This window comes from Streptomyces sp. NPDC050287, from assembly GCF_044459385.1.
Classification (GTDB): domain Bacteria; phylum Actinomycetota; class Actinomycetes; order Streptomycetales; family Streptomycetaceae; genus Streptomyces.
In genome coordinates this window covers 90,846-112,106 of the sequence record NZ_JBITIY010000022.1, presented here as the reverse complement: position 1 = coordinate 112,106, position 21,261 = coordinate 90,846, and the positions used below count along the sequence as shown (strand labels likewise).

Annotated in this window: 21 protein-coding genes and 1 tRNA gene; 13 read left to right on the top strand and 9 right to left on the bottom strand. The window is 70.0% G+C overall.

Annotation, left to right across the window (positions count from 1 at the left end; all coding sequences use genetic code 11):
- Positions 1-202 precede the first annotated feature (202 nt).
- On the bottom strand, positions 203-1,150 hold the full coding sequence (locus ACIBK3_RS43700; protein ID WP_399373973.1) for an MMPL family transporter: 948 nt from the start codon (positions 1,148-1,150) through the stop codon (positions 203-205).
- Positions 1,151-1,254: 104 nt separating this feature from the next.
- Here ACIBK3_RS43700 and ACIBK3_RS43695 point away from each other — a divergent pair, with 104 nt between their 5' ends.
- The 3 genes from ACIBK3_RS43695 to ACIBK3_RS43685 all read left to right on the top strand — a co-directional run bounded on the left by ACIBK3_RS43695 (position 1,255) and on the right by ACIBK3_RS43685 (position 3,155).
- Positions 1,255-2,073 carry a BTAD domain-containing putative transcriptional regulator gene (locus tag ACIBK3_RS43695; protein WP_399373971.1) on the top strand — a complete coding sequence of 273 codons (819 nt, stop codon included), beginning with the start codon at positions 1,255-1,257 and terminating at the stop codon, positions 2,071-2,073.
- A 234-nt stretch (positions 2,074-2,307) separates the two neighbouring features.
- The gene (locus tag ACIBK3_RS43690) at positions 2,308-2,742 is read left to right on the top strand and encodes a hypothetical protein (RefSeq protein WP_399373970.1); all 435 of its coding nucleotides are present in this window, start codon (positions 2,308-2,310) and stop codon (positions 2,740-2,742) included.
- Between the two features lie 179 nt (positions 2,743-2,921).
- Positions 2,922-3,155, top strand: coding sequence for a hypothetical protein (locus tag ACIBK3_RS43685; protein WP_399373969.1), 234 nt, complete (start codon positions 2,922-2,924; stop codon positions 3,153-3,155).
- Positions 3,156-3,172: 17 nt separating this feature from the next.
- On the opposite strand, the gene ACIBK3_RS43680 is transcribed toward ACIBK3_RS43685, so the two are convergent.
- Positions 3,173-4,381, bottom strand: coding sequence for an IS110 family transposase (locus tag ACIBK3_RS43680; protein WP_399373967.1), 1,209 nt, complete (start codon positions 4,379-4,381; stop codon positions 3,173-3,175).
- A 479-nt stretch (positions 4,382-4,860) separates the two neighbouring features.
- Between ACIBK3_RS43680 and ACIBK3_RS43675 the strand changes: the two genes are divergently transcribed.
- The 5 genes from ACIBK3_RS43675 to ACIBK3_RS43655 all read left to right on the top strand — a co-directional run bounded on the left by ACIBK3_RS43675 (position 4,861) and on the right by ACIBK3_RS43655 (position 9,731).
- Complete coding sequence (locus tag ACIBK3_RS43675) at positions 4,861-5,079, top strand: hypothetical protein (protein ID WP_399373965.1); 219 nt, start codon at positions 4,861-4,863, stop codon at positions 5,077-5,079.
- 482 nt (positions 5,080-5,561) lie between these two features.
- Positions 5,562-6,107 carry an ATP-binding protein gene (locus ACIBK3_RS43670; protein ID WP_399373964.1) on the top strand — a complete coding sequence of 182 codons (546 nt, stop codon included), beginning with the start codon at positions 5,562-5,564 and terminating at the stop codon, positions 6,105-6,107.
- A 2,043-nt stretch (positions 6,108-8,150) separates the two neighbouring features.
- Positions 8,151-8,227: transfer RNA gene (locus tag ACIBK3_RS43665), tRNA-Leu, on the top strand.
- Positions 8,228-8,440: 213 nt separating this feature from the next.
- Positions 8,441-9,046, top strand: coding sequence for an RNA polymerase sigma factor (locus ACIBK3_RS43660; protein WP_399373962.1), 606 nt, complete (start codon positions 8,441-8,443; stop codon positions 9,044-9,046).
- Positions 9,039-9,731: a hypothetical protein gene (locus tag ACIBK3_RS43655; protein WP_399373961.1), complete on the top strand. Its 693-nt coding sequence runs from the start codon at positions 9,039-9,041 to the stop codon at positions 9,729-9,731. The genes ACIBK3_RS43660 and ACIBK3_RS43655 overlap by 8 nt, the downstream gene beginning before the upstream one ends.
- Positions 9,732-9,934: 203 nt before the next feature.
- Here the strand turns inward: ACIBK3_RS43655 and ACIBK3_RS43650 are convergent, their stop codons facing one another.
- A complete protein-coding gene (locus tag ACIBK3_RS43650; RefSeq protein WP_399373959.1) occupies positions 9,935-10,702 on the bottom strand; it encodes an alpha/beta fold hydrolase in 768 nt (255 codons plus the stop codon).
- Entirely contained in the window at positions 10,699-11,067 is a 369-nt protein-coding gene (locus tag ACIBK3_RS43645) for a DUF1330 domain-containing protein (protein ID WP_399373957.1), read from the bottom strand. The genes ACIBK3_RS43650 and ACIBK3_RS43645 overlap by 4 nt, the downstream gene beginning before the upstream one ends.
- A gap of 87 nt (positions 11,068-11,154) precedes the next feature.
- On the opposite strand from ACIBK3_RS43645, the gene ACIBK3_RS43640 reads away from it, so the two are divergent.
- The 3 genes from ACIBK3_RS43640 (at position 11,155) to ACIBK3_RS43630 (ending at position 14,268) form a co-directional block, all read left to right on the top strand.
- On the top strand, positions 11,155-11,757 hold the full coding sequence (locus tag ACIBK3_RS43640; RefSeq protein WP_399373955.1) for a TetR/AcrR family transcriptional regulator: 603 nt from the start codon (positions 11,155-11,157) through the stop codon (positions 11,755-11,757).
- Positions 11,758-12,039: 282 nt separating this feature from the next.
- A complete protein-coding gene (locus ACIBK3_RS43635; RefSeq protein ID WP_399373954.1) occupies positions 12,040-13,215 on the top strand; it encodes a 4-hydroxybenzoate 3-monooxygenase in 1,176 nt (391 codons plus the stop codon).
- A gap of 159 nt (positions 13,216-13,374) precedes the next feature.
- Positions 13,375-14,268: a Bax inhibitor-1/YccA family protein gene (locus ACIBK3_RS43630; protein ID WP_399373953.1), complete on the top strand. Its 894-nt coding sequence runs from the start codon at positions 13,375-13,377 to the stop codon at positions 14,266-14,268.
- A gap of 91 nt (positions 14,269-14,359) precedes the next feature.
- Here ACIBK3_RS43630 and ACIBK3_RS43625 read toward each other — a convergent pair whose 3' ends face one another.
- Positions 14,360-14,590, bottom strand: coding sequence for a DUF4287 domain-containing protein (locus ACIBK3_RS43625; RefSeq protein WP_030680263.1), 231 nt, complete (start codon positions 14,588-14,590; stop codon positions 14,360-14,362).
- A 105-nt stretch (positions 14,591-14,695) separates the two neighbouring features.
- Between ACIBK3_RS43625 and ACIBK3_RS43620 the strand changes: the two genes are divergently transcribed.
- On the top strand, positions 14,696-15,007 hold the full coding sequence (locus ACIBK3_RS43620; protein ID WP_399373951.1) for a hypothetical protein: 312 nt from the start codon (positions 14,696-14,698) through the stop codon (positions 15,005-15,007).
- Positions 15,008-15,026: 19 nt separating this feature from the next.
- Here the strand turns inward: ACIBK3_RS43620 and ACIBK3_RS43615 are convergent, their stop codons facing one another.
- The 3 genes from ACIBK3_RS43615 to ACIBK3_RS43605 all read right to left on the bottom strand — a co-directional run bounded on the left by ACIBK3_RS43615 (position 15,027) and on the right by ACIBK3_RS43605 (position 18,587).
- On the bottom strand, positions 15,027-15,806 hold the full coding sequence (locus tag ACIBK3_RS43615; RefSeq protein WP_399373985.1) for a hypothetical protein: 780 nt from the start codon (positions 15,804-15,806) through the stop codon (positions 15,027-15,029).
- Between the two features lie 298 nt (positions 15,807-16,104).
- Entirely contained in the window at positions 16,105-17,325 is a 1,221-nt protein-coding gene (locus tag ACIBK3_RS43610) for an acetyl-CoA C-acetyltransferase (RefSeq protein ID WP_399373950.1), read from the bottom strand.
- A gap of 236 nt (positions 17,326-17,561) precedes the next feature.
- A complete protein-coding gene (locus ACIBK3_RS43605; protein WP_399373948.1) occupies positions 17,562-18,587 on the bottom strand; it encodes an SGNH/GDSL hydrolase family protein in 1,026 nt (341 codons plus the stop codon).
- A 159-nt stretch (positions 18,588-18,746) separates the two neighbouring features.
- Here ACIBK3_RS43605 and ACIBK3_RS43600 point away from each other — a divergent pair, with 159 nt between their 5' ends.
- Entirely contained in the window at positions 18,747-20,135 is a 1,389-nt protein-coding gene (locus ACIBK3_RS43600) for a cystathionine beta-synthase (RefSeq protein ID WP_399373946.1), read from the top strand.
- A 627-nt stretch (positions 20,136-20,762) separates the two neighbouring features.
- Here ACIBK3_RS43600 and ACIBK3_RS43595 read toward each other — a convergent pair.
- Positions 20,763-21,194 (bottom strand): hypothetical protein, encoded by a 432-nt coding sequence (locus ACIBK3_RS43595; protein ID WP_399373983.1) that lies wholly within the window; start codon positions 21,192-21,194, stop codon positions 20,763-20,765.
- Positions 21,195-21,261: the final 67 nt, after the last annotated feature.

The window sequence follows — 21,261 nt, the reverse complement described above, 5'->3', positions numbered from 1 at the left end:
GGCTCCATCACTACAATCACCACCGCCCCCACACCGCGACCGGCGGCAAACCGCCCATCACCAGGTTGACCAACCTGCCTGGGCAGTACACCTAGAACGGCGCGGTGCCAGAAGCCGGACGCGGGCGGGTCGGGGCGCTCCACGCGGTGGCCCCAGCGGGCGAGCGCGGCGGGCAGGAACAGCACTGCTCCGGTGACCGCCGTCAGGACGACGAGAACACCCGCGTACGCGAACGAGCTCGGGAAGAAGAACGGGAACACCAGCAGCGCGCACAGCGACACCGCGACGGTGACACCGCTGAAGAGACCGTGCGTCCTGCCGCGACGGTCGCCCCGAGCACGGCTTCCGGCCGGCCCCGTTCCGCGCCATGCTCCTCGCGGTAGCGGTTGATGACGAACAGGCTGTAGTCGATGCCCGGTCCGTGGCCGAGGCCGAGGACGAGCGCGAGGTTCGCGGCGAACGTCGACACCTCCGTGAACTGGGCGATCACCCGCAGCCCGGCGAGCGTGCCGACGACGGAGAACAGCCCGACCGCGACCGTCAGCAGGGCGGCGACAGTCCGCCGGTAGAGAAGGACCAGCAGGAGCAGCACGACCGGCAGCGCGAAGGCCTCCGCGCGCAGGAAGTCCGCGCGGGCCACCTCGCCGACCTGCCGTGAGATCTCCTCCTGGCCGCCCACGCGCACGTCGAGTTCGGCGGTGGTGCGGGTCAACCGGGGTGAGACCGTGGCGAGTTCCTGGCGGGTCTCGGTGGCGGTGCCGTCGAGCCGGGCGAGGATCAGGGCGCGTCGGCCGTGCTCGGAGCGCAGGGCCGGGCTGTCGGCGTCCCAGTAGGAGGTGACGTCCGTGACGAGGGGCAACTGCTCCACTTCTGCGGCCAGTTCGCGGGCCGCCCCGTCGGTGCGCGCGCTGTCCACGTCGCCGTCGCGTGCCGTGACGAGGAGGGCGAGGTTGGGGTTGCCGGTGCGGAATCCGTCGCGCAGTGCGTCGACGGCGTGCACCGATTCCGTGCCGGGGGAACTCCAGCGCGCAAGGTCGAGGTCGTTCTGGGCGTCGGCGCCGTAGACGCCGAGGCCGAGGAAGACAAGCAGGAAGCCGACCAGCACGGCACGGCTGTACCGCACGGCCAGTCGGCCGAGCCGGGTGAGCATGGGGCGGCCTTTCCAACGGGGTTGCGGAGGGTTGGGTGCCGGGCCACCTTCGGCCCGTCGCTGGAAGGTCCGCTGGAATACGGGCACCGGGATACGCTCGACGCATGGGTGAGGGGATGCCCGGGGCGGCATCGCACGGTCTGCGCATCGAACTGCTCGGCTCGCTGCGCGCGTTGCGCGACGGCGTCGAGATCCCGCTCGGCCCGCCGAAGCAGCGCGCGGTGCTCGCCGTCTTGCTGCTCCAGGAGGGCGGCCCGATCTCGTACGACGGTCTGGTCGAGGCGGTCTGGGGCGGGGCGCCGCCGGTGCATGTGCGCAACCTCGTGCAGAAGTACGTCTCCGGACTGCGCCGCGCGCTCGGGGACGGGCCCCAGCTGTCGTGGACCGGCGACGGATACCGGCTGACCGGCGTGCGTATCGACGACCTGGCGGAGCGGCGGCGGCTGGTGGAAGAGGCGCTCGCGGCACGGGACACCGGCGAGGTGCGGCACGCGGTCGAACTGGCTCGGCAGGCCGAGCAACTGTGGCGCGGCGACTTCGCCGAGGGGTTGCGGGCGCCGTACCTCACGGCGGAACGGCTGCGCTGGGCCGAGAAGCGGCTCACGGTCCTGGAAGCGCGGCTGGAGGGCGAGATCGCCCTGGGCCGGTCCTTCGAGCACGTCCACGAACTCGTCCGGCTCGTCGCGGCACACCCGTTGCGCGAACGTCTCGCCGAGCTGCTGACGTTCGCCCTGTGCCGCACCGGCCGCCCGGCGGACGCGCTCGCCGTGTACGAGGAGGCACGGCAACGGCTCGCCGAGGCGCTGGGCGCGGATCCGGGGCCCGCACTGCGCTCCCTGCACACACGGGTCCTACGACAGGACCCGGCCTTGCTGGAGGAGGGCGTCATGCCTGTCGTCTCGCGTCTCCCAGCCGGTGCGTAGGTGGCGGGAGCAGTGCAGCCAGGCGATGGCGGACTTGGCAACCACCGCTGCCGAAAGGGCCATGCTTCGGCAGCGGCGGCTCGGTCACCGACCATGGTGCGAGGAGCCGTAAGGCGCGTCGCCGGTTGGGTCGGATGGGCTGTTTTCCCGTCAATGTCCTGCGTGGTGGGCTTAGTGTGTTCGTGAAAACGGTGGCCGGTCGTTCGCCACCGCCGGTGACGGCAGGGGGTCGGGGTGCTGGATTGGGTGGTCGCGCTCGCGCAGGCGGGTGGTACGACGCTGGTGACGGCGATGGCGGGCGACGCCTGGCAGGGCGTGCGGGACGCGTTCGGGGGGTTGCTGGGCCGGGGCGACGCGGATGGTGAGAACCGCGCGCTCGCGCGCCTGGATGCGGCTGCGGCGACGGTCGCGCAGGCTTCGGCCCAGGACGATGACGCTGTGCTCGGCCAGGTCGCGGGGCAGTGGCAGACCCGGCTCCAGGACTTCTTGGAGGAGTATCCCGAGGCGCGTGAGCAGCTTGAAGGGCTGATCGAGCAAGCCAGGAGCCAGGTGCCCGAAGAGCGGGCGGTACAAGTGACCCAGGCGATCTCCCACAGCACGGTCAAGGGAAACGCCATCCAAGTCGGCACCGTGCGCGGCGACTTCACCGTCGGCTCTGGGCCCTCCTGACCACCGCCCGTCGTGACGGTGCCGGACAGCGGGAACGACGGTGAGCGGTCCGCCCCGCAGGACGCCGCGTCGCGCTATGCCAGGAGTCCTGGACGGGGGGTGCCCCTATGTGTTTGGCCAAGGCCGGAGACCAGTAGGTTCGTGTGGTTGAGGGTGGAGGCCAGGCCGTAGGGGGGTGCATGAGCGATAGCCAGGTGACGATCAAGCTCACGAGTGACGAGGCACTGGTGCTGTCGCACTGGCTGGAGAAGCTGCAGATGACGGACCTCCGTCGTGTTGTCGACGATCCGGCGGTTTGGGCCCCGATCCACCGAATCGCCGGAACGCTGGACAAAGCGCTTCCTGAGCTGTTCGCGCCTGACTACGACCAGCGGCTTGAGGCCGCTTGTCAGCGACTTCGGCCGGAGGACTGATTGATCGGTCTGAACCCTCACCCGGCCGCCGCGGGTTGGGGCTCGCAGAAGGTTCCGTCGCGGAGCATGGCGAAGAGGACGTCGGCCCGTCGTCGGGCGAGGCAGAGCAGGGCTTGGGTGTGATGCTTGCCCTGGGCGGTCTTCTTGTCGTAGTAGGTCCGGGAGACCGGGTCAGCCAGGGCTGCGAACGCGGAGAGGAAGAAGGCCCGTTTGAGCTGCTTGTTTCCTCGCCGGGAGGGTTGCTCGCCGCGGATCGAGGGGCCGGAACTGCGGGTCGCGGGAGCGAGACCTGCGTAGGCCGCCAGGCGGGCGGCGGAGGGGAAATTGCTGCCGCCGCCGACGTCGATGAGGATCCTCGCTCCGGTCCTGACGCCGATCCCCGGCATGGACGTCAGGACCTTCGAAAGAGGGTGGTCCTCCAGCAGTTCCTCGATCCGTGTGGCGAGGAGTTTCCGCTGGTCGAGGACGTTTTGGAGCGAGTTGACGAGGCTGGGGACGATCAGCGCGGCCGCGGCCGCGTCGGTGCCGGGCACCACCACGGTCTGCTCATCCAAAGCCGTGAAGATGTCCTCGACCAGTCGCTCGGTCATGCGCGGGGCCTTCGGACGTATCAGGCTGACCAGGCGTCGGCGTCCGGCTTTGCGGATTTGGGCCGGGGAGCCGAACTGGTCCAGCAGCCGCAGGACGGCCGGATGCTGGATTCGCGGGCCGAGGACTCGCTCCAGGTGCGGGTGGATCTGGGTGAGCAGGCCGCGCAGCCGGTTGCTGATGCGGGTGGCCTCGCCGGCCAGGTCGTCGTCGAAGCCCACGATCATTTCCAGCTCGGCGACCGTCTCGTCGGCGAGTTCGATGGAGCGGAGCGTGTGAGGCATCGCGCGGGCTGCGTCGGCGATGATGAACGCGTCGCGGGCGTCGGTCGTGGCTTCGCCGGGGTAAAGGTCAGCGATCCGCCGCATTGTCAGGCCAGGCAAATAGGCGACCTCGCAGCCCATGTCACGGGCGACCGCGATCGGCAGGGCGCCGATCGAGGCGGGCTGGTCGACGACCACGAGCACGGTGCCGTGCTTGGCCTTGAGCTTGCCGAAGACCTCGCGGAGTTTGGGCTCGCTGTTGGGCAGCCGCTTGTTGAGGGCCTTCTTCCCGGCTGGGGTGACGGCGGTGGCGTGGTGTTCGCCCTTGCCGACGTCCAGGCCAAGGAAGGCGCCGATGTCGCTGACGTCGATCACGTGCGTCCCTCGGTCGTTCCCGCCCGGCCATCCCACGGCACCGATCGCCACATCCACATTACGAAGAGCCTCCCGACCTGCGGACACGCCGGTGGTCATGCCCCTAATCAGCGGTCTGTCGATGCCTCCGGAGCTGGTGACACCCCCCCGGGCCATGCGTTCGACAGGGGGGACCAGTCATGCCGGCTCCAGAGGCCGGGAGCCCCATTGCGGGGCCACGAAGAAGGTAATGGGGGGCGCGCGGCCTCACCTGCTACTACGCGCTTGTGCCCCCCGAGCACGGGCCTGCGCTGGAAGCACCGGGACGCCGAGTGTCTGGCGTGGGGCCACTGGCTGGGAGTGCCGCCCGTCGCACGGACGACCTACACAGTCACCGACGGGTACTGGGCTGTCCCCATGAGCGAGCCGGGCCAACTGTGTGACGTCGATGGGGTCAACGCACTAATCGGGCGCGGCCGGGAGCGGTTGGGAGAGGAGCCGTGACCGCCGCGGTGATCAGGCCTGCAGACGAGACTAGGTTGCCGGTAGACGCGGCGACAATCCGCAGGACCTGCGACACCGCCCTGAACCTCACGACCAGTACCCCCGAGATCCTTGAGACGTTGAAGGGTGAACTCGCCGGACATGCCGAGCTGCTGATCCGCGCGGTGCGCGCCGTCGTCCCTCGCATGGGAGCCGAGCAGCCAGAGACTCGCTGAGCACGTTCCGAACCGGGCCCGCGCAGACGTCGACTCCCGGCCCTGTCCAGGCGCGAGTGAACAGGCTACGCACGTCTTCAACCTCGCCACTGTGTGCCGGGCGCTGGTGACCATGTACGAGTATCCGGGCACGCACGACGAGGACGCCGACCAATGAGCGTTGTGTACGCAACCAGCCCGCCGGGCCAGCCGGCACCCGTCCTCCCGGCCTTCCACCACTCTGTCCCCGTCAACAGATAGCCGTCGACTGCGCGCGGTGCGCCCGCCGCCTGGGGACGAGCGGCCGCAAGTGGTGCGAGGTCCGGCACAGAGGCTTCCTGTTCGTCCTCTGGATCTGCACCCCGGACTGTGCGCAGGCCGTCAACCCCGGCACGAACTGAACTGCCTTCCGCCCACCCCCACCCCAAGACCCCGCCCCCGCCGTGGGAGTCGCCACTGCGGCTGGGGCGCGGGCCCCGCAACCTCTTACCTGTGGAGTCCCCGTGACCGTTCACCAAATCGTGGCGGGTCGCCGACCAGTGGCCGAGGATGGCACGCCGGTGGTGACGAAGACCTTCCTCCGGGCCCCGGAATCGGTGCCCTCCGCGCGCCGGTTCGTGCACGCCGCTCTGCTGGACTGGAAGTTGCCGGATCTCGCCGATACGGCCGAGTTGATCGTCTCCGAACTCGCCGCCAATGCAGTCCTGCACGCGCAGGAGGACAAATTCCGGGTAACCCTGCGTCGTCTTGGTGACGACCAGGTGCGCGTCGCGGTCATCGACCGAAGCCGCACCCTGCCCACGTTGGCCGACGCGAACGACGACGAGGACCACGGCCGGGGCCTGGCCATCGTTGACGCCCTCTCGCAACAGTGGGGCACCGACCCACTGAACTGGGGCAAGCGCGTCTGGGCCGACGTGGCGTCGCCGCTGCCGGGACCGTCCGGCAACAGCGTGCCGATATACACGAGCGCCCGCGCTCAGGTCGTCTACGTCCTACTCCTCACGGTCGCCGCGGCCGTCGTCGCCGGACTGATCGCGGAGCCGTGACTCGGCACCCTCAAGGCCTGCCCCCGCCGAACGTCTATGTCTCCCCTGGCCGGGGCAACCACGCCCGCCCGCTCCCTGCGCAACTGCTCACGGTGTCCGTCCTGTTCTGACCCTGGAGAAGCTCGTGGAACCTGAAGCGCGCGACGACGGCGCTACCATCTCGTACGCCTCCGTGAGCATCACCAACTTCGGTGCGCACATGAGGGCGGACGGCCGCACCGGGGTACAGCGTGCTGCTCGCGTTCGCGGCCGTGCTGCTCGACCTGTCCTGCTCTGACCGCACACAACGAGATTGAGGAACGAGATGACTGACCGCATGTCGGATCAGGTACAGCGGCTGCGTGGCTGGCTGGACGAGGAGGTGCCCCGGCCGAGGCCGGCGACATCCGCCTGCTGCGCATTCTGAAGATCAGCGAAGAGATGGGGGGAGGTCGCCGAGGCGTACCACGGCGCGACCGGCGCCAACCCCAGGAAGGGGGCTTCGCCCCGCAGGGTGACGTCGTGTGCGATCGGGTTCCGTGGGGGCCCGGTCGCAGGACGCCGCAGGCGTCCGACCGGTTGTGCGCGGCCGAGGGGCTGACGTCGCCCTTCATCCATAAAGCTGCATGCTCGCACGAATGTCCGAATGCGTGAGTATGGCTATAAGAGGTACGAGATGGTTGCCTCGGGAAAGCCCTTCAAGGCGCACTGATGTGTGCAAGATGGCTGTCTGATCCCGATCTGCCATGTTCCGCTATATGACTCGCCACCTCTCCGTGTGAGGGAGTGGCGAGGCGGCCCTGGCCCTTGCTCCGCAAAGCCAGGCGACCGGAGCCGTCGAGCGAGTCCGGCACCCTTGCTCCGCGGTGAGGTATCGGACTCACGGGGTGGGCCCGACAGGCCTACTGTCGGGCCCGCCGTTTTTCCCTGATGCCCAGTCAGATCTGATGCAGTGCATGCCCATTCAGCCAAGATTCTCCCGGCCACCTGGAACCGGTCGCTCAACCTGCTTCCCGTGTCTACCGGCCCGCTCGGGGGGTGCGGCAGGGCGTGCATCAATTGGTGCACCAACACGGCGTCAGGCGTGAGGATACGGGCGGATGCGGGTGCGTTCGACGAGGTCACGGCATCGCCGCAGGTCAGAAGGGGTGCCGGGTCAGGTTCAAGTCCGGCTCCGGGCACTTCCACGCCCACGGCGCCTGATCTGGCGTAAAGGCTGATTCGCCGAGTCACTCATGCGTGTCGTTGGCGCACCGTCGGCGCACGGCCCCTCTGACGGGTTGTCATATAATACATCAAGAGATGAAGAACCAGGACGGGGTGGTCACCGGTCACCGCGTCCGACGGCGCCTGGGCGGCTCCAGAGACGGTGATGGGCAGGCGGAGCGCTTCGACGGTGACGAGGCCGGTCGGGAGGCGGCGGAGCGGTGGGCTGAATGGCGAAGTCTCACATCACAGACACCTGAGGAGCAGCTCGGCGGGAAGACGATCAGCTCCGCTCATCAGGAGAGCGGCTACTGTCTGCTGCGGACGACCGCTGGCTTGGGGTCGGGTCAGGTGTCCCGGGTCCGTGTCCTCCAGCCGTGCGTGCTGCCCCCGACCCGAACCCGTGCCCGGAGATAACGGGCGGCGGCGGTCTCCGGGGCGTCGCCGATCAGACGAAGGGCCGCCTGGCCGTGTTCCGCCCCGGCATCGAGCCGTGTGTCCCGCAGCCACCGCCCGCGCCGGAGCTGACTGTCTCGCCCGGCCCGCCGGTCCTCCCGTCCCAGCCGGACCCACCGGACGAACAGTCCGATCCCTGGTCGGGCGCCCGCCCTGTGCGCCGGGGCGGGCGTTCGCCTTTGTGCTCGTTCGGCAACCAGTAGGCTCGGTGCCGTGACCAGCCGTCACCTCCTGTCCTGACCAAGAGTGTTGACCGATTTCCCACTCGTACCGGCGGGCCGCCGTGGGGGAGGGTGGTCATGCCGAGCCTTCACGGCTTGAACAAAGAGCAGATCGCACGCCAGGGGACATATGACCGAACTGCCAGTGACCGCGATTCAGCACGCCGCTTTGTGAGCTTCGGCCCGGGTGGCGCAACTGGAAGACGCAACCGCCTTAAACGCGGAAGAGTGTGGGTTCGAATCCCACCCCGGGCACCAGACGACCTGGCCCGCCTCATGGAGGCGGGCCGTCCTGTTTGTCGCATCTTGTCCACCCCGAGCGACAACCGGACCCCAGCGCACCAGCCGGTCCTCCCACGCCGACAACTCCGCGCGCGTCTCCCGCTCGGCCGCCCGTGCAACCGTGCACCCCCCTCGGGCGTGACAAGGCGTTGAGGGCACGACCCCTCACATCAGTCACTGGAGGGGGCAATGCGCGATGCGCGCGTCTTCGACGATTTCTACGCCGCCCATGTCCGTCGGTTGACCAGCCAGATGTATGCGATGACCGGCAGCCTCGCCGAGGCCGAGGACCTGGTGCAGGAAGCATTCGCGCGGGCTTGGCAGAACTGGGAGAAGGTGTCCGGCTATGCGGACCCGGGGGCGTGGGTGCGTTCGGTGGCCTGCCGTATCCGGGTGAGCGTCTGGCGAAAGGGGGTCAACCGGCTCACTGCGCACCGCCGGCACGGTGTGCCCGACGAGGTGCGCGGCGTCAGCGCTGACTACGTCGCGATCGTCGCGGCGTTGCGGCGCATCCCCTACGAGCAACGGCGGGCGATCGTGCTGCATCACCTGGTCGGATTGTCCGTCGAGGAAACCGCACGGGAAACCGAAGTCGCGCCGGGGACGGTCAAGGCCCGGCTGTCACGTGGGCGTCAATCGATGGCGCAGCACCTGTCCGACATCGCGGGCGAGGGCCCGGACGGTGCCGCCCGCCCACCCGGTCTGCTGCCGGCGGTCTCACCACCCGCCACCGGTCCCGCTGCCGCAACCGACGTCCCCGGCTCCGCCGGTCAGGAGGCGCACCACCATGACTGAGGACTTCGAGGCCATCCTCCAGACAGGATCCGAGGAACTCGCCGCGCGGACCAGCGCCCGGCCGGCCGCAGTGGTCCGGGCTCGCGGCGACGAGCTACGGCGCCGTCACCGGACGGCCACCGCCGCGCTGGCCGTCGCCCTGGTTGCCGCGGTGGGCGGCGGTACTCTCGCCGTCATCGGCCACTCCCACCAGGCCTCTCCGCCCCAGGCGGTCGTGAGCCCCACCACTCCGGCCACGTCCACGGCCCCGCCGGCCGTGACCCCGAAGACCCCCAGCGCGGTGCCGGACAACCCGGCGGCCACACACCCGTCGACCTCTTCACCGCTCTGCCGTTCCCTGAAGGTGCCACCCGAGGTCAAGGACGCGGTGACCCTGGCCTACCGGCGATCGCAGCCGGGGCTGGTGCACATCGCACCGGTCAAGGGCACCTTCTACTACGGCCAGTGCGACGGCGTCCTCTACGCGGGGGCCTCCTTCACACCGACGGCCGATGCCACCGAGAACGAACTGGTCCAGCTCCAGGACCAGGGGGGTGCGGAGAAGTACTTCACCAAGGCCAAGGGCAGCGCGTGGACGTTCGTAGCCGGTGACGGCCTCCCGCGCGACCCCCGGGGCTGCGCCGCCATCCACGAGATCCCGGCACGGCTGGCCACACTCTGGGGTGACTGCCTTGCCCAGCCCTGACTTGGCGGACGGCGCCATACCCGGGCTGGGCCGCCGGACGCATCCGGCGCGGACACTCATACCTGACGTACCGCCACACCCGACCGAGGACGGCGGTCGAGCATCATCAGGCCCGCGCTGCCCCCTTGGCAGGCTGCGCCCGCGGCACGCCATGCGGGACGCCCCGTCAGCGCGCGTGCCCCGAGTGTCCTCGGCACGACCCGTCAGCGTCGCGTCCAGAACGCGGTCAGAGCGCGGGCTCCGCGCGCCGGGTCCTGGGTCATCCACCAGTGGCCGAGCCCGTCCAGGGTGTCGACGCGGGCGCCCGCGCGGCGGGCCGCGCGCCGACGTTGCAGGTCGGTGCCCACCAGGCGGTCCTCGGTGGCGAGGAGGGCCAGGCCAGGCCGTCGCGCGGCCTGCTCCAGGTGATGGCCGAGCCCGGCCATCACCGGCTGTGCGGCCGAGCGGTAGAGCGCGAGCACCGCCCGGCCCATCGTCTCGTCCTGTGCCGTGGCGATGTGCTCGGCCACCGGTCTGCTCATGCCGCGCTCGACGAGCGATCGCGTGCGCGTCCCGACGGCCGCGCCGAACCGCTCGGCGACGTCGGCTTCTCCGACTCCGGGGGTTTGCCAACGCTGAGCCAGCTCATGCCAGACGTAGTCCGGGTCGAATATCCCGAGGACGTCGCTCGCCCAGCTGCGCAGCAGTTCCGGCCGGCTGACGGCGACATTCACCACGTGTGCCCCGCCCCAGTCGTGACCGACCAGGTCGACGGGTTCCCCGATGTCCTCCAGCGCTCCGATCAGCCAGTCACGGTATGCGCCGACCGTGGCACCGAAGCCTTCGGGCAGGGGCGCGCCGAAACCGGGCGGCGAGAGGCAGATCAGGCCGGCTCGGGGAAAACCGGCGCGGTCGAGCTCGGCGAGCAACGGGTCCCATATGGCGTCCGTTTCGGGATTTCCGTGGACGAACACGGCCGGCACCGTGCTCACGCCCCGATCGGTGACGTCGGCTGCAGCACCGCCTCGACCAGCGCCTCGCTGCGCAGGTGGGCCGCCGCGCGGTACTCGGGGTCGCGGATCATGTCCACGAACGCCTGCCGGTTCGGGTACCGCACCAGCGCGACCATGTCCCAGGCCTGCCCGTCCTCGGCGACCAGGGCACGCCCGCCGGCGCCCAGGTACTCCACCCGCAGCCCGTAGCGCGCGTTGATCGCTACGCCGAGCGCGTCGGCGTAGCGCTGGTAGCTCTCCCGGCCGCCGTCCGGACGGAAACGCAGAAGGTTCAGCATCACCACGGGACCGCCCGGGTCCTCAGCGAGCAGGACGTCCAGGTCGCGGTCTTCGATCTCGATCATTCAAGGCTCCAGGTCAGAAGGTCGTTCGGAGACATCACACTCACATACTTGTCAGTCGACACGCAAGTTTCTTGTTAGGGTGCCCGCATGGTCACCATTCGCCGTACTCAGCAAGAGCGCAGGGAGCAGGCCGAATCCGCACTGCTCAACGCGGCCGCCGAACTGGTCGTCCAGTACGGGGTGCGATCGCTGACCTTGGCGCGGGTGGGAGAACAGGCCGGCTACAGCCGCGGGATCGTCACCCACCACTTCGGATCCAAGCAGGCACTGCTCGACCGGCTGGCCCGCTCGACGCAGGCCGGCTTCGTGCCCGGACTCGAAGAGCTCCCACCCGGACTGGACCGGCTCCTGCGGCTCATCGACGGCTACGTCGGCGCCCTCGGCGACGCCGGAACGACGCACCGGGCGTTCCTGCTGCTGTGGGCCGAAGCGGCCACCGCCTCCGAACTGGCCCCGATCTTCCGGGAGCGCGACGAGGCATTCCGCAACGACCTGCGCGACGATGTCGCCGCCGCGATCACCGACGGCGACGTACGTCCGGACATCGAGCCCGACGACGTCGCCGTCGCGGTCGTCGGACAGTTGCGCGGTATCGGACTGCAGCGCCTCCTCGACCCCCATACCGTCGACACCGCACGGCTGCGTCACGCCGTCACCGACCAATGGCGTCAGGCGTTGCGCGCCTCCTAGAGGCCCAGGAGGTGGGGTGAAGCCACCTGCGGACGGTGGCCGTGGCGCTCCGGCCGCAGCCGAAGCCCGGTGAGGCGCCGGACGGGTCAGGTGTCAGTCCGGCTCCGGGCGCTTGTGGCCCCCGCGCCCTGCAGTGAGGAGTTCACGGCATGACCGTTGACAGCGGGCGCATGCCGTCGCAGACTCATGCCCGAAGACAAGTGAAGGAAATTTCACTGTGCGAACACAGTCGCCCGAGCGCGTATGTCGCACACTTCGCCGAGCGAACAGAGAGGCTGGTCGATGCGCACCACCGTCGGCATCATCGGAGCCGGCCCGGCCGGACTCCTCCTGGCCCGGCTGCTCCGCAACGCGGGCATCGACTCGGTCGTCCTGGAGAGCCGCGACCGCGCCTACGTCGAGCACCGGCAGCGGGCCGGGATCCTGGAGCAGGGCACGGTCGACGTCCTGCGCGAGGCCGGCGCCGGGGGCCGGATGGACCGCGAGGGGCTGCGCCACGACGGCATCGAACTCCGGTTCGCCAGGCAGCGTCATCGCGTCGACTTCCCCGCCCTCACCGGCGGGCGGTCCGTGATGGTCTACGCCCAGACCGAGGTCTGCAAGGACCTGATCGCTCTCCAGCTCGCCGAGGGCGGCCCTCTTCTGTTCGAGGCGGAGGCGCTGGCTGTCGAGGGCGCCGACACCGACAGCCCGCGCGTCCGCTTCCGGCACGAGGGCCGCGAGGATGTCCTGGAGTGCGACTACGTCGTCGGCTGCGACGGCTTCTGGGGCGTGGCCCGCGCGGCGATCCCGTCCGAGCTGACCCAGGTGTTCGAACGGACGTACCCTTTCGGCTGGCTCGGCATCCTCGCCGACGTGCCGCCCTCGCACGACGAACTGGTATACGCCCGCCACGACCGCGGCTTCGCCCTGCTGTCCATGCGTTCCCCGTCCGTCTCCCGCCTCTACCTCCAGGTCCCCGAGGGCACGGACGCCGGGACCTGGAGCGACGACGACATCTGGGCGGAACTCGAGCGCCGCTTCGAGACCGCCGACGACTGGCGGCTGGAGCGCGGCCCGATCACCCAGAAGTCCGTCACGCCGATGCGCTCCTACGTCCACGAGCCCATGCGGTACGGCCGCCTTTTCCTGGCCGGCGACGCCGCCCACATCGTGCCGCCCACCGGCGCCAAGGGGCTCAACCTGGCCGTCGGGGACGTCGTGACCTTCGCGCGGGCCCTGATCCACGAGCGGGAGAAGGGCTCGGCGGACCTGCTCGACGCCTACTCGGAGACCTGCCTGCGGCGCGTCTGGCAGGCCGAACGGTTCTCCTACGACATGACGAGCCTCCTGCACCGCGTCCCCGACGCCACTGGCTTCGAGGACCGCCTCCAGCTGGCCCGCCTGGAGCGGATCGCCTCCTCCCGGGCTGCCGAGACCGACCTGGCCGAGGCGTACACCGGGTTCCCGTTCGACTGAGCGCCGTCGGAGGGACCCCTCCGATGGGAGGAATCACTCGCCCGCGTAGCGTGTTGCGCACCACGACGAGGGAAAGATCCTCCTCAAGCACTAGGGTCAATCCTTTGCCTACCTATTACTCTTGAGCCAAGGTCACGAGGGTGGCCATGGAGGAGTGAAATGAGGAGCAGCAACCCGGTCTTCTCGCGACGGGGGTTCAGCCGCGACAACGGCTACGCGGGCTTCAACACCGCGCCGCAGGCCGGGGGCGCAGCTGTAGGCACGCAGGGCAACCCGTACGCGCAGCCGCAGGGCGGCAATCCGTACGCCCAGAACCCGTACGCGCAGCAGGACCTGCAGCACGGCGCACCGCCGCAGGCCCCGGCCACCACCGGCAGGATGACGATCGACGACGTCGTCCTGCGCACCGGCACCACGCTCGGCGTCCTGATCGTCACAGCCGCGCTCGCCTGGGCGCTGCTGCCGATCGACGACGCGAACATCAGCCGGTCGTACGGCATCGGCATCGGTGCCGCGCTGATCGGCATGGTCCTGGCCTTCGTCCAGTCCTTCAAGCGCAAGGCCTCGCCCGCGCTGATCCTGACGTACGCCGCGTTCGAGGGTGTCTTCCTCGGCGTCCTGTCCAACATCGTCGACAACCGCATCGCCGACGGTGCGGCCATGCAGGCCGTGATCGGCACCATGGCGGTCTTCGCCGGCGTGCTGGTCGCGTACAAGGCGGGCTGGATCCGCGTCAACCGCCGGTTCTACGGCTTCGTCATGGCGGCCGCGCTCGGCTTCGTCCTGCTGATGGTGGTGAACCTGCTGTTCGCGGTCTTCGGCGGCGGCGACGGCCTCGGCTTCCGCAGTGGCCCGCTCGGCATCTTCTTCGGAGTCGTCGGCATCCTGCTCGGCGCGTGCTTCCTGGCGCTGGACTTCAAGCAGGTCGAGGACGGCATCGCGTACGGCGCTCCGCGCGAGGAGGCGTGGCTGGCGGCCTTCGGGCTCACGCTGACGCTGGTGTGGATCTACATGGAGTTCCTGAGGCTCATCTCGATCCTCAACAACGACTAGTCCGCCCGGCGGTAGTCGCGGAGGGGGCCCCGGTCACGACCGGGGCCCCCTTGTCGTCTGTCGGCGTCTGGCGTTCAGCCGCGGTGCGCACCTAGACGAACTTGCGCGCGGCCCTCCTCAGGTCGTACTCGTGGACGATCGCCTTCGCGTGGCCGTACGCGAGATCGTGTTCGTGGCGAAGCCAGCTGACCTTTTCCTCGAAGCGGAAGAGAGCCGGGCCTTCTTCGACGGTGCGCAGCCAGTCGGACACTTCACGACCGGTGCAGTGGGGGATGCGGGCGAGCATGTTGCGGTGGGTCTCCTCGGAGAGGACGTGGGACATCGGCGCCTCCGGACGCAAAGGGGATGTAAGCCGGTCCTTCAGGTCACCGTGCCTGACTGTTCGCCTGTTGGCAACAGTCCCGGTGCGGCGCGATACGCTCGCCGCGTGGTGGATACGACGCCTTTGACCCGTGCCGTGGATCACTTTGCCGACCTGCTGCGGGCGGCACCGCAGAGCCGCCTGCAGCGGGGCGCTGCCGCGGAAGCCCTGGGGCTGGCCCGGGAGTTGTCCCGGTGGGCGCAGGTTCTGGAGGCGCCGGAGGGCGAGCCTCGGGTGATGCCGGACGCGGGGATGTTCGCCGCCGCCGATCAGATCACCGTCGCCGTGCATGACCTGGCCCTCGTTCTGGAGGACGAGGGGCAGGTCGCTGAGGCTGTGCGGTTGGTGGAGGAGGCGCAGAAGAGGGCGGGGGTGTGAGAGCCCGTGATCAGTACACCTAGAGGCTCGCTATGACCCTGTCCGCCAGGATGTAGACGCTTTCCTCGCCGCACGCGAACGTCAGGGTGTACGCGCCCGAGATGCCGGAGCCGCCGAGCAGGAACGGGGTTTCGCCGGCGCGCAGGGCCGCAGCGAGGCGCTCCGCTGTCTCGCGGTGGCCCGGGGTCATGCAGAGGGTGGTGCCGTCGGCGAAGACGTAGACGTCGAGGGTGCCGAGGGGGCCGGGACGGACGTCGGCCAGTTCGGTGGCGGACGAGGCCAGTTCCTCCAGGGCGGCCACCGTGCGCTCATGGTCGTTGACGGCCGGTGAGGCGACCGGGACGAAGTCCGGGTGGGAGGGGTGGCGGCGGCGGGCGGCGGCCAGTTCCGGGGAGTCGCCGGCGAACTCGTCGGTGTCGGCGGGCTCGGTGACCGACTCCAGGGGCTCCAGACCCACGAAATCGCTCTGCCGGGGCAGGAACAGCTCGCTGTCGGGCAGGCCCAGCAGTGAGGGCGGGTCGCAGGCGCCATGGGCCTCCTGGGCGGCCCAGAAGGCACGCGCCTCGGCGAGCTCGCGCTCACGCTCCTCGGCGAGGGCCTCCGCCACGGCGGCGCGTATCTCGTCGACGTCGGCCGCGGCACGGGCGGCCGGTACGAGGCCCCGCGCGTCCGTGGCGTTGTTCCTGGCGAACTCGGCGTGCAGGGCGGCGACCTGCCGGCGCAGCGCCATGAGGGTGCGCAGGACGGCGACGCCCACGGCGCCCGTGGCGGCCGTGGTGACCAGCAAGGCGATCGGCATGGCGCTCACTGACGTACTCCCGGTTCAAAGTCGACCCCCGACTTCCTACATCAGCTTGAAGGGCGGACTAACCCCCTGTCAGTGCGTAACGTCACGAACCGGACAGGGCTGTGGGCCCCATGTGTGCTGTTGAAGTGGGGTTGACCTGCGTAAATCCCTTTTCCAAGGGAGATAGGTCACATCCTGGGGGAGATTGGATCACAAATCGGCCCAGAACCCTGGAGGTTTCCGGGTTCTGGGCCGAATCGTCGCGTTGAGTTCCCATATCGCTACGGTGAGTTGGCGACTTGGGTGGAGGTCAGCTCAGGCGCTCGATCACCATCGCCATGCCCTGGCCGCCGCCGACGCACATCGTCTCCAGACCGAACTGCTTGTCGTGGAACTGGAGGGAGTTGATGAGCGTGCCGGTGATGCGGGCGCCGGTCATACCGAAGGGGTGGCCGACGGCGATGGCGCCGCCGTTGACGTTCAGCTTCTCCAGCGGGATGCCGAGCTCGCGGTAGGAGGGGATCACCTGGGCGGCGAAGGCCTCGTTGATCTCGACCAGATCGATGTCGTCGATCGTCAGGCCCGCGCGGCGCAGCGCCTGGTTGCTCGCGTCGACCGGGCCCAGGCCCATGATCTCGGGGGAGAGGCCGGAGACACCGGTGGACACGATGCGGGCGAGCGGGGTCAGGCCGAGCTCGCGGGCCTTGGTGTCGCTCATGACGACGACCGCGGCGGCGCCGTCGTTCAGGGGGCAGCAGTTGCCGGCGGTGACCAGGCCGTCGGGGCGGAAGACCGGCTTGAGGCCCGCCACGCCCTCCATGGTGACGCCGGGGCGCGGGCCGTCGTCCTTGGCGACGACCGTGCCGTCGGGGGTGGTGACCGGGGTGATCTCGCGCTCCCAGAAGCCGTTCTTGATGGCTTCCTCGGCGAGGTTCTGCGAGCGGACGCCGAACTCGTCCATGTCCTGGCGGGTGACGCCCTTGAGGCGGGCGAGGTTCTCGGCGGTCTGGCCCATCGCGATGTACGGGTCAGGGACGAGGCCGTCCTCGCGCGGGTCGTGCCAGGTGGTGCCCTCCTGCTGGGCGACCTCGGCGGTGCGGGCCTCGGCCTCGGCGAAGAGGGGGTTGTGCGTGTCCGGGAGGCTGTCGGAGTTGCCCTTGGCGAAGCGGGACACCATCTCCACGCCCGCCGAGATGAAGACGTCGCCCTCGCCGGCCTTGATGGCGTGCAGGGCCATCCGGCTGGTCTGGAGGGAGGAGGAGCAATACCGGGTGATCGTGCAGCCGGGAAGGTGGTCCATGCCCATCTGCACGGCGACGATACGGCCGAGGTTGTTGCCCTGCTCGCCGCCGGGCAGACCGCACCCGAGCATCAGGTCGTCGATGTCCTTGGGGTCGAGCTCCGGAACCTTGGCGAGGGCGGCCTGGATGATCGTGGCGGTGAGATCGTCCGGGCGCAGGTCCTTGAGGGAGCCCTTGAAAGCGCGGCCGATGGGGGAGCGGGCGGTCGAGACGATCACGGCTTCGGGCATGACGGCTCCATTGACTTACGGGGCGGGCAGGGCGCTGTGTGGGAAGTTACCCGCACGTATGGTCTCGGTCACGGGTATGGCCGTGTGACTCTGACCGCAGTTTTCTAAGCGCTTGCTTTGTTGGCCTCCCAAGCCTCCCAAACCTCCCAAGGCCCTCAAGGCCCTCAAGGCCCTCAAGGCCCTCAAGGCCCTCAAGGCCCTCAAGGCCCTCAAGGCCCTCAAGGGGACCAGGGCTCTCAGGACGACGGCGTGACGGGCGCCGGCTCCGCCACCGGGACCCTCCGGCGCCGGCGGCGCTTCAGCAACGCCCAAGGCCCCTTCGGGCCGCTCGGTACCGCCGCCGCGACCTCCGTACCGGCCTCCGACGCCGCCTCCGCGGCGGCTCGGGCGACCGGGAGGAAGCCCTCGCGGCGGGACGCGTCCGGGCGGTCCTCGTCGGCCGGCCACAGGCCCAGGGCCGCGCAGACCGTCGGGAGGACCGCCATCGCCGCCGTGGCGTAACCCTCCGCGGAGGGGTGGTAGTTGTCGGGGCCGAACAGCTCCCGCGGGTTCGCCGCGAACTCCGGGCCCAGCATGTCTCCCAGCGACACCGTACGGCCGCCCTGCTCGACGACCCCGATCGTCTGGGCCGCCGCCAGCTGCCTGGAGGCCCGGCGGGCCAGCCAGCGCAGCGGCTGCTGCACCGGCTCGATCGTGCCCAGGTCAGGGCAGGTGCCGACCACCACCTCGGCGCCGGCCGTGCGCAGCCGTCGTACCGCGGTCGACAGGTGGCGGACGGAGCGGGTGGCCGGCATCCGGTGGGTGACGTCGTTCGCGCCGATCATGATCACGCAGATGTCGGGCACCAGGGACGGTTCCGCCAGGGCCAGGGCCACCTGGCGGTCGAGGTCGTCGGAGGTGGCCCCGGGCAGGGCGACGTTACGGAGTTCCACCGGGCGTTCCGCCACCGCCGCGAGGCCGGACGCCAGCAGTGCGCCCGGGGTCTGGCCCGCCCGGTGGACGCCCTGGCCCGCGGCGGTGGAGTCGCCCAGCATCACCAGGCGCAGGGGCGGTTCGTCGGGGACGGCGTAGACATGGCCGTAGCGGCCCTCCGCGTGCGGGACGTGCGGCACCGTGCCGTTGCCCACCTGCCGCCTGGCCAGCCGGACCTCCGCCAGCAGCAGCCCCATGGCCGCCGCGCCGGCCAGCCCGATCCCGCCACCGCCGTACGCGGCACCGGCCGCGATCCGCCGGGCCACCCTCGCCCTCGACATCCTCGTCATACGTCGCCGCCACCTCCTCGAATCCGTACAACCACTCCTTGCCCCGTACGGACCGTCGCCCAATCTCAACGCTGGGTGAACGACCGCCACGGGTCGCGGGAACCCATAGGCTGGCGGAACAGTCACGACCACTTTCTTTGCAAGCATCCGGAGACAACGGTGCAATTCCACGACTCGATGATCAGCCTCGTCGGCAACACCCCGCTGGTGAGGCTCAACAGCGTGACCAAGGGCATGAGGGCGACCGTCCTGGCCAAGGTGGAGTACTTCAACCCCGGCGGTTCCGTGAAGGACCGCATCGCCCTGCGGATGATCGAGGCCGCGGAGGAGAGCGGGGCGCTCAAGCCCGGCGGCACGATCGTCGAGCCGACCAGCGGAAACACCGGCGTCGGCCTCGCCATCGTGGCGCAGCAGAAGGGGTACAAGTGCATTTTCGTGTGCCCCGACAAGGTGAGCACCGACAAGATCAACGTGTTGCGGGCGTACGGCGCCGAGGTCGTCGTCTGCCCGACCGCCGTGGACCCGGAGCACCCGGACTCCTACTACAACGTCTCCGACCGGCTGGTCCGGGAGACCCCCGGCGCCTGGAAGCCCGACCAGTACTCCAACCCCCACAATCCGCTCTCCCACTACCACTCGACCGGCCCCGAGCTGTGGGAGCAGACGGAGGGGAAGATCACCCACTTCGTGGCGGGTGTGGGCACCGGCGGCACCATCTCCGGGACCGGGCGCTACCTGAAGGACGTCAGCGACGGCAAGGTGAAGGTCATCGGCGCCGACCCCGAGGGCTCCGTGTACTCGGGCGGGTCCGGGCGGCCGTATCTCGTCGAGGGCGTCGGTGAGGACTTCTGGCCGACCGCCTACGACCGGACCGTCGCCGACGAGATCGTCGCGGTGTCCGACAAGGACTCCTTCCAGATGACCCGCCGGCTCGCCAAGGAGGAGGGCCTGCTGGTGGGCGGCTCCTGCGGGATGGCCGTCGTCGCCGCGCTGGAGGTCGCCGCGCGGCTCGGCGAGGACGACGTGGTGGTCGTCCTCCTTCCCGACAGCGGGCGCGGCTACCTCAGCAAGATCTTCAACGACGAGTGGATGGCCGACTACGGCTTCCTGGAGGACGAGGGCCCCAGCGCCCGCGTCGCCGACGTCCTCAACGACAAGGTGCACGGCGCCATCCCGTCCCTCGTCCACATGCACCCGGACGAAACCGTGGGGCAGGCCATCGAGGTGCTGCGCGAGTACGGCGTCTCGCAGATGCCGATCGTCAAGCCCGGCGCCGGTCACCCGGACGTCATGGCGGCCGAGGTCGTCGGGTCGGTCGTGGAACGGGAGTTGCTCAACGCCCTGTTCGCGCAAGCCGCCTCCCTGGAGGACCCGCTGGAGAAGCACATGTCGCCGCCGCTGCCCCAGGTGGGCTCCGGGGAGCCGGTCGGGGACCTGATGTCCGTGCTGGGCGTGGCGGACGCGGCGATCGTCCTCGTCGAGGGCAAGCCGACCGGTGTGATCAGCCGGCAGGACCTGCTGGCCTTCCTCGCCAAGAGCGGGAAGTAACGGTAAACGTGCGGTGAACAGGCCCTGGCGGCGGCGAACTTGTGGCCGACGGCCGATTTGGAGGACTTCGCAGAAGTGGTACGAGCGCGTCACGTCCACGCAGCACACGCTTAACACGGGTCCGGCACATTAGTGGATGTCGGCAGGGCGGGAGCGGCTCCCCGCCCCACCGGCAACCGAAACGTCCAAGGACCTCCGGAGCGGCTCCCGGACCTCCATGGACGCCCGGACGCGCAAGCCCGGCCCTGACCCGGCCCGCGTCCTTCGCGGGGACCGCCGTCGTCCCGCCCCCCTTTACCGGGGGTGCGGCGGTCCCCGCGCCAAACTCTCTCCGGCCCCCTTCCGACCGGGCCGGTCAGCCCGCCTGGGTCGAGGTCCTGTTCCGGACCCTCTTCACGCCGTATGCGCCCTCCGTGACCTGGTGGCCGGCCCACCGGCGGCGCAAGTCGTCGCTCTTGGGGGAGAGTTCCCCGACCAGGGCGGGGCCATGCGGCTGAAGCCCTTCAGCGCGTCGCCGAGGGGTTTCGGGCCGGTACGTCCATCCGTGGCCCAGGACGAAGGCCGGGCTTCGCTCATGCCGTCCAGCAGCATGGTCCTGCCGACCCGCCCGGCGTGAGCCCGGCCCGGTCATTCCTGCCAGTCGCCGTCCTTGGAGGACCCGCGGTCACGGCGGCCCCGGAACAGTTCCGGGTGGGTGCGGACGGCCTGGAAGGCGTTGACGCCGACGATGCCGGCCCAGGTGACCAGCAGCCCGGGCAGATGGGCGACGCCGCCGCCGATCCCGGACAGCGGTATCGCCAGGACCAGCGAGACGATGCCGAAGCCGAAGCGCTCACCCCAGGAGTCCGTGGGCCTCGGCGACCGGGAACCCCGGGCCGCCACCATCTGCTGCTCGGCCATCTGCCGGCGCACCCGGCGCTCCACGGCGCCGTCGATGCGCTGGTCGACCTTCTCCAGGAACGAGTCGACCAGCGCGGACTCGTACTCCTCCCCCAACTCCCTGCGGGCCTGCAGGGAGGCGTTGAGTTCCTTCTTCAGCTCGGTGTCCCGCGCGTCCATTCCGGTCATGGACTCCACGGTAAAGAGCCGGGACGGCCCGTGCACTGGGGTTAGCCCCCCTGTCCGG

Excerpts from the sequence above, each read along its gene's own strand:
- ACIBK3_RS43700 (WP_399373973.1), bottom strand. The coding sequence starts at position 1,150 with ATGCTCACCCGGCTCGGCCGACTGGCCGTGCGGTACAGCCGTGCCGTG.
- ACIBK3_RS43695 (WP_399373971.1), top strand. The coding sequence starts at position 1,255 with ATGGGTGAGGGGATGCCCGGGGCGGCATCGCACGGTCTGCGCATCGAA.
- ACIBK3_RS43685 (WP_399373969.1), top strand. The coding sequence starts at position 2,922 with ATGAGCGATAGCCAGGTGACGATCAAGCTCACGAGTGACGAGGCACTG.
- ACIBK3_RS43660 (WP_399373962.1), top strand. The coding sequence starts at position 8,441 with ATGCGCGATGCGCGCGTCTTCGACGATTTCTACGCCGCCCATGTCCGT.
- ACIBK3_RS43655 (WP_399373961.1), top strand. The coding sequence starts at position 9,039 with ATGACTGAGGACTTCGAGGCCATCCTCCAGACAGGATCCGAGGAACTC.
- ACIBK3_RS43645 (WP_399373957.1), bottom strand. The coding sequence starts at position 11,067 with ATGATCGAGATCGAAGACCGCGACCTGGACGTCCTGCTCGCTGAGGAC.
- ACIBK3_RS43640 (WP_399373955.1), top strand. The coding sequence starts at position 11,155 with ATGGTCACCATTCGCCGTACTCAGCAAGAGCGCAGGGAGCAGGCCGAA.
- ACIBK3_RS43635 (WP_399373954.1), top strand. The coding sequence starts at position 12,040 with ATGCGCACCACCGTCGGCATCATCGGAGCCGGCCCGGCCGGACTCCTC.
- ACIBK3_RS43630 (WP_399373953.1), top strand. The coding sequence starts at position 13,375 with ATGAGGAGCAGCAACCCGGTCTTCTCGCGACGGGGGTTCAGCCGCGAC.
- ACIBK3_RS43625 (WP_030680263.1), bottom strand. The coding sequence starts at position 14,590 with ATGTCCCACGTCCTCTCCGAGGAGACCCACCGCAACATGCTCGCCCGC.
- ACIBK3_RS43615 (WP_399373985.1), bottom strand. The coding sequence starts at position 15,806 with ATGCCGATCGCCTTGCTGGTCACCACGGCCGCCACGGGCGCCGTGGGC.
- ACIBK3_RS43610 (WP_399373950.1), bottom strand. The coding sequence starts at position 17,325 with ATGCCCGAAGCCGTGATCGTCTCGACCGCCCGCTCCCCCATCGGCCGC.
- ACIBK3_RS43605 (WP_399373948.1), bottom strand. The coding sequence starts at position 18,587 with ATGACGAGGATGTCGAGGGCGAGGGTGGCCCGGCGGATCGCGGCCGGT.
- ACIBK3_RS43595 (WP_399373983.1), bottom strand. The coding sequence starts at position 21,194 with ATGGACGCGCGGGACACCGAGCTGAAGAAGGAACTCAACGCCTCCCTG.